This is a genomic window from Nocardioides islandensis (assembly GCF_015352455.1).
In the GTDB taxonomy this organism is placed as follows: Bacteria; Actinomycetota; Actinomycetes; order Propionibacteriales; family Nocardioidaceae; genus Nocardioides; species Nocardioides islandensis.
This window is the reverse complement of the sequence record NZ_JADKPN010000005.1, coordinates 130,744-143,219: the sequence shown is the minus strand read 5'-3', so window position 1 is coordinate 143,219 and position 12,476 is coordinate 130,744. Positions and strand designations below refer to the sequence as shown.

Genomic DNA, 12,476 nt, shown 5'->3' with positions numbered 1-12,476 from the left:
GGTCCGGCTCAGGAAGCGGCCCAGGCCGGGCTCCAGCCGGCGACCGAGTCGGCCGGCCGCGACGACGGGCCGACGTACACCGCCGAGGGCCGGATCAGCCGGCCGGTGCGCTTCTGCTCGAGGATGTGCGCCGACCAGCCGCCGGTGCGGGCGCACGTGAACATCGACGTGAACATGTTCGCGGGTACCTCGGCGAAGTCGAGCACGATGGCGGCCCAGAACTCGACGTTGGTCTCGAGCACCCGGTCCGGCCGTCGCTCGCGCAGCTCGGCCAGCGCGGCCTGCTCCAGCGCCTCGGCGATCTCGTACCTCGGCGCACCGAGCTCGCGGGCCGTGCGGCGCAGGACCCGGGCTCGGGGGTCCTCGGCGCGGTAGACGCGGTGGCCGAACCCCATCAGCCGCTCGCCCTTGTCGAGCAGCTCCTTGACGTACGACGTGGCGTCGCCGCCGCGCCGCTCCACCTCCTCGATCATGCCGAGCACGCGCGACGGGGCCCCACCGTGCAGCGGTCCGCTCATCGCGCCGATGGCCCCGGAGAACGCCGCGGCGACGTCGGCGCCGGTGGAGGTGATGACCCGTGCGGTGAACGTCGAGGCGTTCATGCCGTGCTCGGCCGCGGAGCTCCAGTAGGCGTCGATCGCCTTGACGTGCTTGGGGTCCGGCTCGCCCTTCCAGCGGATCAGGAACCGCTCGGCGAGCGTGTGTCCCTGGTCGACCTCCCGCTGGGAGACGATCGGCAGGCCGAGCCCCCGGGCGGCCTGGGCGGCGTACGAGAGCACCATCACCGCGACCCTCGACAGGTCGAGGCGGGCCTGCTCGTCGGAGATGTCGTAGGTCTGCCTCATGCCGAGCATCGGCGCGAGCATGGCCACGGCGGCCTGCACGTCCGCGCGGATGTCGCCGGTGTGGATCGGGATGTTGTAGGGCTCGGCGGGCGGCAGGCCGGGCTCGTAGGAGCCGTCGATCAGCAGGCCCCACACCTTCTCGAACGGCACCCGGCCGACCAGCTCCTCGATGTCCACGCCGCGGTAGCGCAGCGCCGATCCCTCCTTGTCGGGCTCGGCGATCTCGGTCTCGAAGGCCACGACGCCCTCGAGGCCGTGGTGGACGGTGGCGTCGGTATCCGGCATGGCCGCATTCTCTACCCAGGAAAACGGGGTGCGGCAGAGGGACCCGGTCGCCAGGCTGGTGGCTCGTGGACACCCAGCTGCGCGAGATCACCGCCGACGACGAACCGTCGGTGGCGGCGTACGTCGCCGTCGACGACGCCGCGCGCCTCGCCGACGGGCCGTGGTGGCCGCAGCTGACGGTCTTCCGGCAGACCATGGAGATGCGGCACGGCTTCGACGGGGAGCCCGGCCGGTACTTCCTCGTGGAGTCCGGTGGTGAGGCAGTGGGCAGGCTCGCCGTGCACCTGCCGATGCGCGACAACCTCGACCTCTCCTGGATCGAGCTCGCCGTCCACCCGGACCACCGCCGCCGCGGCATCGGCAGTGCCGCCATGGACCAGGCGTACGACCTCCTCCGGGACCTGGGGCGGAGCAAGGTGGGCTGGTTCGGGTGGGACGGGGAGCAGACCAGTGGCTTCGCGGCCGCGCGCGGCTCGGAGACCAAGTCCGTGGCCGTGTGCCGGCGCCAGCACCTTCACGAGCTCGAGCCCGGGCTGGCCGACGCCCTGTACGCCGAGGCGCTGCCGCACGCCGCCGCGTACGAGCTGGTCCGGGTCGCCGGTCGGATGCCCGACGAGCTGATGACGCCGTTCCTCGCGGCGGTCGCCGCGATCAACGACGCCCCGCGCGATGCGCTGGAGTACGAGGACGAGGTGTTCTCGCCCGAGCGCACGCGCGAGTTCGAGGACGCCCAGGAGGCGGGCGGCCACCGCCTCTACCGGGTCCTCGCCCGGGTGCGCGGCGCCGACGAGTTCGGCGGCGTCACCTCGGTGTCGGTCGACGGGGAGACCTCGACGCACGGGCACCAGCTCGACACGTCGGTCGTCCGAGCGCACCGCGGCCACCGGCTCGGCCTGCTGCTGAAGTCGGACATGATGCGCTGGATGGCCGAGGAGGAGCCGCGGCTGGAGTACCTCGACACCTTCAACGCCGAGTCCAACGACCACATGGTCGGGGTCAACGAGCGGCTCGGGTACCGCGTGATGGCGCGCGAGCTGCAGTACCAGGACTCGCTGGCCTGACCTCGACCGACGGACGGCCACTAGCGTGGCCAGCGTGAGCGACGACGTCGCGGACCTGCGCCGCGAGTATTCCGACCGCGGCCTGGACGAGTCCGACCTCGCGGCCGACCCGATGACGATGTTCGCCGGCTGGTTCGCCGACGTCCAGGCGGCCGGGTTGTACGAGCCGAACGCGATGGTCGTCTCGACGGTCTCCGCCGATGGCCGGCCCTCGAGCCGGATGGTGCTGCTGAAGGGCTTCTCCGACGAGGGCTTCGTGTTCTTCACCAACCAGGCCTCGCGCAAGGGCGTCGAGCTCGCGACCGAACCGCGCTGCGCCCTGCTCTTCCCGTGGCACCCGTTGGAGCGGCAGGTCCGGGTCGAGGGGACCGCGAGCGTGCTGCCCGAGGCCGACGTGGCGGCGTACTTCTCGACGCGTCCGCGCGGCTCCCGGCTCGGCGCGCACGCCTCCCACCAGTCGCGGGTGGTGGCGTCGCGGGCGGAGCTCGAGGCGGCGTACGACGAGGCGGAGCGGACGTACCCGGACGAGGTTCCGGTGCCGGGGGAGTGGGGTGGTTACCGCGTGCGCCCGGAGGCCGTGGAGTTCTGGCAGGGCCGGCCGGGCCGGATGCACGACCGGCTCGTCTATCGCCGGGCCGAGCCCGACGGGTGGCGCATCGAGCGCCTGGCCCCCTGACTTTCCGCTAACTTCGCGCCATGGCGCTGCTGGAACGGGGGCCTGCGCTGCAGGCGGCGGCCGACTACCTGGCCGACGCGACCCGGGGGGACGGCCGGCTGGTGTTCGTGGCCGGCGAGGCGGGCGTGGGCAAGACGACGTTCGTGGACGCCGTGGTCGCCTCCGCCGACCGCGCCGTCGACGTCGCGCAGGGCGCCTGCGACGGCTCGGCGACGCCCGCACCGCTCGGGCCCCTGCGCGAGATGCTGCCCGACCTCCCGGCCGACGTGTGGCCCCAGGACGCGGCCCAGGACGTCGATCGGCACGACGTGTTCACCCGGCTGTCCGAGGCCCTGCGCGATCCCGTCCGCCCGTTCCTGCTGGTGGTCGAGGACGCGCACTGGGCCGACGGCGCGACGCTCGACCTCATCCGGCACCTGGCCCGTCGGGTGCACCGGCTGCGCGCGCTCGTGCTGGTCACCTACCGGTCGGAGGAGGTGACCGGCCAGCACCCGCTGCGCGTGCTGCTCGGTGACCTGGCCAGCTCGCCCGGCATCCGCCGGATCGACCTCGGACCGCTGACCCTGGACGCCGTACGGCGCCTGGTCGAGGCCGCGCCCGACGGCACGGTCGACGCCGAGGAGCTGTACCGCCAGACGGGCGGCAACCCGTTCTACGTCACCGAGGTGCTGGCCGCGGGCGGCGACGCCGTCCCGCGGACCGTGCACGACGCCGTGCTCTCCCGCACCGCGCGGCTGTCGGACGCGGCGCGCGAGAGCCTCGACGTCGTCGCGCTGGGTGGGCCGCGCGCCGAGCTGGCGCTGGTCACGGCCGTGGCTCCCGGCTGCGAGGCGGCGCTCGACGAGGCACTGGGCGCGGGCGTGCTCCAGCTCCAAGGGGACACGCTGATGTTCCGCCACGAGCTCGCGCGGCTCGCGGTCGTCGACGAGGTGCCGCGGCTGCGGGCCCTCGGCCTCCACCGCCGGATCCTCGAGGCGCTGGAGGCCACGCCGGGCGCGGACCCGGCGCGGATGGCTCACCAGGCCGAGGCCGGCGGGCGCGGCGAGGTGGCCGCCCGGCACGCCCGGGTGGCGGGGGAGCGGGCCGCGGCGCTGGGCGCGCACAAGGAGGCGGTCCAGCAGTACGAGCGGGTGCTGCGGCACTCCCCGGACGCGACGCCGGCCGAGCGGGCCGCGCTGCTGGCGCTGCTGGCCTACGAGCTGTACGTCACCAGTCACATCGACGACGCGCTCGCGGCCCGCCGGGAGTCGCTGGAGATCTGGCGGGAGCTCGGGGACGTGGACGCGGTCGGGGACAGCCAGCGTTGGCTGTCGCGGCTCAGCTGGTTCGCCGGGTTCAACGACGACGCCGAGAGGTACGGCGCGGCCGCGACCGAGACGCTGGGCGGCCGAGGTACGTGGGCCGAGGCGATGGCGCTGAGCAACCGCGGTCAGCTGTGCATGCTCGCCGGTGACCTGGAGGGCACGCGCGAGTGGGCCGGCCGGGCGCTGGCGGTGCTGGACGCGCTGCCACCCGGGCGCGACGTCGAGGACGTCCGCGTGCACGCGCTCAACAACCTCGGCACGGCCGAGAACGAGGCGGGTCACACCGAGCTCGGCCTGCGGCTGCTGAACGAGAGCCTGGATCGCAGCATCGCCGGCGACTTCCACGAGCACGCCGCGCGCGCCTTCACCAACCTCGTCTCCTCGACGGTGCGCCAGCACCGGCACGCCCAGGCGGAGGAGTACCTCAAGCAGGGCTTGGAGTACTGCCTCGAACGCGACCTGGACGCCTGGGACTTCTACATGCGCAGCTGGCGCAGCCGGAACCTCCTGGAGCAGGGAAAGCTCGACGAGGCGGTGGCGGAGGCCGAGCGGGTGATCGGCAACCTGCGCGGCTTCGCGGTCAGCCGGATCGGGGTGCTCACGGTCGTGGCGCGGGCCCGGGGCTGGTCCGGCCGCGGGGATGCCGAGCGACCACTGCGCGAGGCCATGGAGCTGGCGATGGGGACGCGCGAGGCACAGCGGGTGTCGGTCGCGTACTCCGCGGCCTGTGAGCTGGCGTGGATCCGCGGCGCCGAGGACGAGGCGACGGCTCTTGCTGTCGAGGCCTGGGAGCTCGTCCGTCCCGACAGCAACCCGTGGACCCATGGAGAGGTCACCACCTGGGTGCCCGCCGACCTGGCGGCCGAGGCCGACCTCGACGGCACGCCGTACCTGGCCGAGGTCGCCGGCGACTGGGCGACCGCCGCCCGGGAGTGGGAGGAGCTGGGCAGCCCGTTCGCCCGGGCGCTGGCCCTGGCCCGGGGAGGTACGAGGGACGGCCTCGCCGACGCGGCGCTGGCCTTCGACGAGCTCGGCGCGGATGCCGCCGCGGCCCGTGCGCGTGCCCTGTCGCGCGCCCGGGGCTGGACGCCCCCGCGCAGCCGCCGCGCCGACACCCGTGCCCACCCCGACGGCCTGACCCGCCGCGAGGCCGAGGTGCTGGACCTCCTCCGCGAGGGGCTGTCCGACGCCGAGATGGCCGAGCGACTCGTCCTCTCCCGCCGTACCGTCGAGCACCACGTCGCGAGCATCCTCGGCAAGCTCGGCGTCTCCTCTCGTCGCGACGTCTGAGGGGATAGTCCCTGACGTTTGGGCCCCGTACCGTGCTTCGGAAGGGCCCAAACGTCAGGGACTATCCCGGCGACGTGACGAATGTCAGTTGTGAGTGAGTGCTCACTCAGTTACTGTCGAGGGCATGCCACCCCGTGCTGCCCCGCTCGCCGCGGAGGACCGGCGTACCGCGATCCTCGACGCGCTGATCCCGCTGCTGGTCGAGAAGGGCGGCGACGTCACGACCAAGGAGATCGCCCAGGCGGCGGGCATCGCCGAGGGCACGATCTTCCGGGTCTTCCCCGACAAGGCGAGCCTGCTGTTCGCCGCGGCCGAGGAGGCGATCAACCCCGCCGGGGGCCAGGAGGCCTTCGACGAGGCGCTGGCCGGGATCACCGACCTCCGGATGAGCATCGTGGTCGCGGCCGGCCGGATCCTGGAGCGGATGCGGCTGACCATGTCGGTGATGGGCGCCGTCCGCCCGTACCTCGCCGCGATGTACCACGACGCCTCCGCCGAGAAGAAGAAGCAGATCCCGCACGGACCCCCGGAGTTCATGCTCAAGGCCCAGCGTGACCTGCACGACCGGCTCACCGGCCTCTTCGAGCCGTACGCCGACCAGCTCGCCGTCGACCCCGCCACGGCCGCCCTCGCACTCCGCGCCCTGACCTTCGGCGCCGCCCGTCCCGAGTGGGGCATGGCGCCGGCGCTCACCCCTGACGAGATCGCCGACCTCGTCCTCGACGGCATCCGCGCCCCCGGCCGTCCCAGCCGTCGCACCGCTCGGGAGAAGTGACCATGTTGATCCGACTCGCCCGTACCTACCTGGCGCCCTACAAGCGGCCGCTGGCCGTCGTCGTGGTGCTGCAGTTCATCGGCACGCTCGGTGCGCTGTACCTGCCCAAGCTGAACGCCGACATCATCGACAAGGGCGTCATCACCGGCGACACCGGCTACATCGTCCACACCGGGGCGCTGATGCTCGGCGTCGCGTTCGTCCAGATCATCTGCTCGGTCGGAGCCGTCTGGTTCGGTGCGAAGACGGCGATGGGCTTCGGGCGCGACGTGCGGTCGGCGATCTTCCACCGCGTGGGGTCGTTCTCCCAGCGCGAGGTGCAGGACTTCGGCGCACCCAGCCTGATCACGCGTGAGACCAACGACGTGCAACAGGTGCAGATGCTCGTGCTGATGTCCTGCACGCTGATGGTGATGGCGCCGATCATGATGGTCGGCGGCATCGTGATGGCGATGCACGTCGACTTCGGCCTGTCCTGGCTGATCGTCGTGACCGTGCCGGTGCTGGCGGCCGCCATGGCCCTGATCATCACCCGGATGGTCCCGAGCTTCCGGTTGATGCAGACCCGCATCGACGAGGTCAACCGGCTGCTCCGCGAGCAGATCTCCGGCGTCCGCGTCGTCCGCGCCTTCGTGCGCGAGGAGCGCGAGACCGAGCGGTTCGCGACCGCCAACGGCGAGCTGACCGACGTGGCCACCCGGGCCGGCCGCTACCTGGCCGCCATGTTCCCGACGGTCATGCTCGTCGCGAACATCGCCTCGGTCGCGGTGCTGTGGTTCGGCGGCCACCGCGTCGACTCCGGCCAGATGGAGGTCGGCGCCCTCACGGCGTACCTCGCCTACCTCATGCAGATCGTCATGTCGGTGATGATGGGCACCTTCATGATGATGATGCTGCCGCGCTCGGCGGTGTGCGCGGACCGGGTCATGGAGGTGCTCGACACCGAGACCTCGGTCGCCCGGGCGACGGAGCCCGTCACGGACCTCCCGTACCGCGGCCTGCTCGAGCTCGATCACGTCGAGCTCACCTACCCCGGCGCGGACGCACCGGTGCTGCGCGACCTGTCGTTCCGGGCCGAGCCCGGGCAGACGGTGGCCGTCATCGGCTCGACGGGCGCGGGTAAGAGCACGCTGGTGAACCTGGTGCCCCGCCTCTTCGACGTCACCGGCGGCGAGCTGCGCGTCGACGGCGTCGACGTACGCCGCCTCGAACCCGACCGGCTGTGGTCCGTCATCGGGCTGGTGCCCCAGCGGGCGTACCTCTTCTCCGGCACCGTCCGGTCCAACCTGCTGCACGGCAAGCCCGACGCGACCGAGGACGAGCTGTGGGACGCCCTGGAGATCGCGCAGGCAGCCGACTTCGTGCGCGAGATGCCCGAGGGCCTCGACGCGCCGATCGCCCAGGGCGGCACGAACGTCAGCGGCGGGCAGCGGCAGCGGCTCGCCATCGCGAGGGCGGTCGTCAAGCGACCCGAGATCTACCTGTTCGACGACTCGTTCTCGGCACTCGACCTGGCCACCGACGCGCGGCTGCGTGCCGCGCTGAGGCCGGTGACCCGGGACGCGACGGTGCTGATCGTCGCCCAGCGCGTCTCCACGATCCGTGACGCCGACCAGATCCTGGTGCTGGAGGACGGTCTGGTCGTCGGCCGCGGCACCCACGGCGAGCTGCTCGAGACCTGCGAGACCTACCGGGAGATCGTCGCGTCCCAGCTGAGCGCGGAAGAGGCGGCCGCATGAGCGAGCAGAAGAGCGGCACGCTCAAGGAGACCGAGCGGATCACCCAGGGGCCGGGCCCCGGCCGCGGCCCGATGGGCGGCGGCATGGTCGGCCAGAAGGCGAGCACGTTCGGGCCGTCGGCCAAGCGGCTGGTCCGCCGGATGGCGCCGGAGAAGACCAAGGCGTCGGCGGTGATCGCCCTCGCGGTGCTGAGCGTCGCGCTGATGTCGATCGGCCCGCGCATCCTGGGCCGGGCCACCGACCTGATCTTCGCCGGCATCCTCGGCCGCAAGATCCCCGAGGGAGTCACGAGGGAGCAGGCGGCCGAGGCGCTGCGCGAGCGGGGCGACGTGCGCCAGGCCGACCTGATCCAGAACATGAAGGACCTGGTGCCCGGCCAGGGAGTGGACTTCACCGCCGTCGGGCACGTGCTGATGCTGGTGCTCGCGGTGTACGTCGCCGGGTCGCTGCTCGCGTGGCTCCAGGGGTACCTCCTCAACGACGTCGTGCAGGGCACCGTCCGCCGGATGCGCTCGGACGTCGAGGACAAGGTCAACTCCCTGCCGCTCAGCTACTTCGACAAGCAGCCGCGCGGCGAGCTCCTCAGCCGCGTCACCAACGACATCGACAACATCAGCCAGTCGCTGCAGCAGACGATGAGCCAGCTCTTCACCTCGCTGCTCACGGTCGTCTTCGTCGTGGTGATGATGTTCTCGATCTCCTGGGAGCTGGCGCTGGTCGCCCTCGTCACGGTGCCGATCACGATGGTCGTGACCGGCGCGGTGATGAAGCGCAGCCAGGGCATGTTCATCGACCAGTGGCGTCGCACCGGCAAGCTCAACGCCCACATCGAGGAGACCTTCTCCGGCCACGCCCTGGTCAAGGTGTTCGGCCGGCAGGAGGAGGTCGAGCGCACCTTCGCCGAGGAGAACGACAAGCTGTACGACGCGTCGTTCGGCGCGCAGTTCGTCAGCGGCCTGATCATGCCGACGATGATGTTCATCGGGAACCTCAACTACGTCGTCATCGCGGTCCTCGGTGGACTCAAGGTCGCCAACGGGTCCATCTCGCTGGGCGACATCCAGGCGTTCATCCAGTACTCCCGCCAGTTCACCCAGCCGCTGACCCAGGTCGCGTCGATGGCCAACCTGCTGCAGTCCGGCGTGGCCTCGGCCGAGCGCGTCTTCGAGCTCCTGGACGCCGACGAGCAGTCGCCCGAGGAGCGCGGCGCCCTCGTGCCCGAGGCCGCTCGGCACGGCGAGGTCCGCTTCGAGCACGTGTCGTTCTCCTACGACCCCGACAAGCCGCTCATCGAGGACCTGTCGCTGGTCGCGGCCCCCGGTCAGACCGTCGCCATCGTCGGACCGACCGGCGCCGGCAAGACCACGCTGGTCAACCTCGTCATGCGGTTCTACGAGGTGTCGTCCGGACGGATCACCCTCGACGGCGTGGACATCGCATCGGTGCCACGGGGCGAGCTGCGCGGTGAGATCGGCATGGTGCTCCAGGACACCTGGCTGTTCGAGGGGAGCATCCGCGACAACATCGCCTACGGCAACCCGGGGGCCACCGACCAGCAGATCCTCGAGGCCGCGCGCGCGACGTTCGTGGACCGCTTCGTGCACTCGCTGCCCGACGGCTACGACACCCACGTCGACGAGGAGGGGTCCAACCTGTCCGCCGGCGAGCGCCAGCTGGTCACGATCGCCCGCGCGTTCCTGTCCGACCCCGACCTGCTGATCCTCGACGAGGCCACCTCGTCGGTCGACACCCGCACCGAGCTGCTGCTCCAGCAGGCGATGGCCGCGCTGCGCAGCGACCGGACGTCGTTCGTCATCGCGCACCGGCTCAGCACCATCCGGGACGCCGACCTCATCCTGGTGATGGAGGACGGCTCGATCGTCGAGCAGGGGACGCACGACTCCCTGCTGGCGTCCGGCGGCGCGTACGCCCGGCTGTACCAGGCGCAGTTCAGCGCCGCCGTCCCGGAAGCGGTCGGCTGACGGGACGCGCCGGGAAAGAGGTTGAGCCCTCCTTGTCCGGCCCGATACCGTCGTCGTACACGGGAAAGGAGGTGGTCCGAAGTTGAATACTTTCAGGACGCGTGAGGTGGCTGCGGTCTAGCAGCAACCGGCCAGCTTCGTGCTCACCGAAGTGCTGCTGGCAATCCCAACGCAGACACCCGACCCGCAGGTGATCCAACCCACGTCCGGTTGGAGGGGCGCTCGGTAACGAGCTCCACACCTGCGGGTCGTCTGCGTGTGGAGGCGGAGCGGGAATGGATCCCAGGACCGATTAGTTGTGATCGGCAACTGTTGATATCGTCAACCAGTACGCCGACCACGAATCGAGATGTCTGTCTTGTCAGCCACGACCACCCCCCTCAGCTCCGCGGAGACCGCCGGGAAGATGACGCACCGCGAGGTGCTCGAGGCCCTGACCGGCCTCCTCCTGGCGATGTTCGTCGCGATGCTCTCCAGCACCGTGGTGTCGAACGCGCTGCCGGCGATCGTCAGCGACCTCCACGGCAGCCAGACCGGCTACACCTGGGTGGTCGTCGCGACGCTGCTGACCATGACGGCGAGCACGCCGATCTGGGGCAAGCTCGCGGACCTCTTCAGCAAGAAGCTGCTGGTCCAGGTGGCGCTGGTGATCTTCTCGGTCGGCTCGGTCGTGGCCGGCTTCGCGCCGTCCATGGGCGTGCTGATCGGCGCGCGAGCCTTCCAGGGCCTCGGCGTCGGCGGCCTGACGGCGCTGGTCCAGGTCGTCATCGCGAGCATGGTGACGCCGCGCGAGCGCGGGCGCTACTCCGGCTACATCGGCGCCACGTTCGCCCTGGCCACCGTCTCCGGCCCGCTCATCGGCGGCCTCATCGTCGACACCCCGGGACTCGGCTGGCGCTGGTGCTTCTTCGTCGGCCTCCCGGTGGCCGCGGCCGCGTTCGCGGTGCTGCAGAAGACGCTGCACCTGCCCGTCGTACGCCGCGAGGTGCACATCGACTACCTCGGCGCGACCCTCATCGTCGGCGGCGTGAGCGTGCTCCTCGTGTGGGTCTCCCTGGCCGGCAACAGCTTCGCCTGGATGTCCGCCACCAGCATCGCGCTCGTGGTCGGCGGCCTGCTCGTGCTGGCCTTCGCGATCTACGTCGAGGCGCGCGTGGCCGTCGAGCCGGTGATCCCGCTGCGCCTCTTCCAGGACCGCACCACCACTCTGTCGACCGCGGCCTCGATCCTCATCGGCGTGGCGATGTTCGGGTCGACGGTCTACCTCAGCCAGTACTTCCAGCTCTCGCGCGGCATGAGCCCGACCCAGGCCGGCCTGATGTCGATGAACATGGTCCTCGGCCTGGCCCTCTCGAGCATGCTCACCGGCCGGATCATCAGCCGCACCGGCACCTGGAAGCGGTTCCTGGTCGGCGGCATGGTGACCGTGATCGTCGGCCTCTCGCTGCTGGCCACCATGGACGGCACCACCTCGCTGTGGCACATCGGCGTCTACATGGCGATCCTCGGCATCGGCCTGGGCGCGACCATGCAGAACCTCGTCCTCGCGGTCCAGAACAACACCGCCCAGTCCGACATGGGCGTCGCGAGCTCCGTGGTGGCGTTCTTCCGCAGCATGGGTGGCTCGATCGGCGTCTCGGCCCTCGGCGCGGTGCTCAGCCACCAGGTGGCGACGTCCCTCGGCGGCGGACACCAGAGCCACTCGATCCCCGACCTCGACACCCTGCCGGCGCCGCTGCGCGCGGCCGTCGAGGCGGCATTCGGTGAGGCGACCGGCCACATCTTCATGGTCGCGGTGCCGTTCGCTGTGGCAGCGTTCGTGTGCGTGCTGTTCATCCGCGAGGTTCCGCTGCGCACGACCATCCAGCGCGCCGACGAAATTCCGAGCGCTCCGGTGGGCGAGCTTGCGAGCCCGGCGGAGGATAGCGAGGAGATTGAGGAGGCTCGGCGTTCGGGCGCGGAGCGACCGGGCGCGAGCCGTCTCGAAATCAAGCCCGGGTCCACCACCCAGGTCGGCCCCGAGCAGGTGCCCTCGCGATGACCCGCCAGCGGGCAGAGATCCTCGGCGACCTCGAGCACGAGGTCGCCGTGATGGTCCGGCGCATCCGCCGCGTCATCGCCGACCGGGCGCGAGCCGTGCACCCCGACCTGGCCCCGGCGTCGTACCTCATGCTCGCCTTCGTGGCCGAGCGCGGTCCGCTGCGCGCCTCCGAGATCGCCGAGCAGTTCACGATCGACAAGGGCGCGATCAGCCGCCAGGTCACCCACCTCACCGACCTCGGCCTGCTGGCGCGGGTGAGCGATCCCGAGGACGGGCGCGCGATGCTCGTCTCGGTCAGCGAGGAGGGCCGGGAGCGGCTGGCCGAGGTGGCGGGGCAACGCCGGGAGTGGCTCGACGAGCGGCTGGGCGACTGGTCCGAGCGTGACCTGGCCGGGTTCGTCGCCGCCCTCGGTCGCTACAACCGGGCCCTTGACGCCGCCGACCTGCCGGCGCGCGAGCTCACCCGCTCGAGCTGACG

Annotated in this window: 9 protein-coding genes; 8 read left to right on the top strand and 1 reads right to left on the bottom strand. The window is 71.5% G+C overall.

The window, feature by feature from the left end; all coding sequences use genetic code 11:
- Positions 1 to 8 precede the first annotated feature (8 nt).
- Positions 9 to 1,130: a citrate synthase 2 gene (locus tag ISU07_RS10775; RefSeq protein WP_194706790.1), complete on the bottom strand. Its 1,122-nt coding sequence runs from the start codon at positions 1,128 to 1,130 to the stop codon at positions 9 to 11.
- A 65-nt stretch (positions 1,131 to 1,195) separates the two neighbouring features.
- Between ISU07_RS10775 and ISU07_RS10770 the strand changes: the two genes are divergently transcribed.
- The 8 genes from ISU07_RS10770 (at position 1,196) to ISU07_RS10735 (ending at position 12,474) form a co-directional block, all read left to right on the top strand.
- Positions 1,196 to 2,191: a GNAT family N-acetyltransferase gene (locus tag ISU07_RS10770; protein ID WP_194706789.1), complete on the top strand. Its 996-nt coding sequence runs from the start codon at positions 1,196 to 1,198 to the stop codon at positions 2,189 to 2,191.
- Positions 2,192 to 2,225: 34 nt separating this feature from the next.
- Entirely contained in the window at positions 2,226 to 2,867 is a 642-nt protein-coding gene (gene pdxH, locus ISU07_RS10765; protein WP_323742549.1) for a pyridoxamine 5'-phosphate oxidase, read from the top strand.
- A gap of 20 nt (positions 2,868 to 2,887) precedes the next feature.
- On the top strand, positions 2,888 to 5,461 hold the full coding sequence (locus tag ISU07_RS10760; RefSeq protein WP_194706788.1) for an ATP-binding protein: 2,574 nt from the start codon (positions 2,888 to 2,890) through the stop codon (positions 5,459 to 5,461).
- Positions 5,462 to 5,585: 124 nt separating this feature from the next.
- Complete coding sequence (locus ISU07_RS10755) at positions 5,586 to 6,236, top strand: TetR/AcrR family transcriptional regulator (protein ID WP_194706787.1); 651 nt, start codon at positions 5,586 to 5,588, stop codon at positions 6,234 to 6,236.
- 2 nt (positions 6,237 to 6,238) lie between these two features.
- Complete coding sequence (locus ISU07_RS10750) at positions 6,239 to 7,975, top strand: ABC transporter ATP-binding protein (RefSeq protein ID WP_194706786.1); 1,737 nt, start codon at positions 6,239 to 6,241, stop codon at positions 7,973 to 7,975.
- Positions 7,972 to 9,957, top strand: coding sequence for an ABC transporter ATP-binding protein (locus ISU07_RS10745; RefSeq protein WP_323742548.1), 1,986 nt, complete (start codon positions 7,972 to 7,974; stop codon positions 9,955 to 9,957). Before ISU07_RS10750 ends, ISU07_RS10745 begins: the two co-directional genes overlap by 4 nt.
- A 349-nt stretch (positions 9,958 to 10,306) precedes the next feature.
- Complete coding sequence (locus ISU07_RS10740) at positions 10,307 to 11,998, top strand: MDR family MFS transporter (protein WP_407671410.1); 1,692 nt, start codon at positions 10,307 to 10,309, stop codon at positions 11,996 to 11,998.
- Entirely contained in the window at positions 11,995 to 12,474 is a 480-nt protein-coding gene (locus tag ISU07_RS10735) for a MarR family winged helix-turn-helix transcriptional regulator (RefSeq protein ID WP_194706785.1), read from the top strand. The genes ISU07_RS10740 and ISU07_RS10735 overlap by 4 nt, the downstream gene beginning before the upstream one ends.
- Positions 12,475 to 12,476: the final 2 nt, after the last annotated feature.

Excerpts from the sequence above, each read along its gene's own strand:
- ISU07_RS10775 (WP_194706790.1), bottom strand. The coding sequence starts at position 1,130 with ATGCCGGATACCGACGCCACCGTCCACCACGGCCTCGAGGGCGTCGTG.
- ISU07_RS10760 (WP_194706788.1), top strand. The coding sequence starts at position 2,888 with ATGGCGCTGCTGGAACGGGGGCCTGCGCTGCAGGCGGCGGCCGACTAC.
- ISU07_RS10755 (WP_194706787.1), top strand. The coding sequence starts at position 5,586 with ATGCCACCCCGTGCTGCCCCGCTCGCCGCGGAGGACCGGCGTACCGCG.
- ISU07_RS10750 (WP_194706786.1), top strand. The coding sequence starts at position 6,239 with ATGTTGATCCGACTCGCCCGTACCTACCTGGCGCCCTACAAGCGGCCG.
- ISU07_RS10745 (WP_323742548.1), top strand. The coding sequence starts at position 7,972 with ATGAGCGAGCAGAAGAGCGGCACGCTCAAGGAGACCGAGCGGATCACC.
- ISU07_RS10740 (WP_407671410.1), top strand. The coding sequence starts at position 10,307 with ATGTCTGTCTTGTCAGCCACGACCACCCCCCTCAGCTCCGCGGAGACC.
- ISU07_RS10735 (WP_194706785.1), top strand. The coding sequence starts at position 11,995 with ATGACCCGCCAGCGGGCAGAGATCCTCGGCGACCTCGAGCACGAGGTC.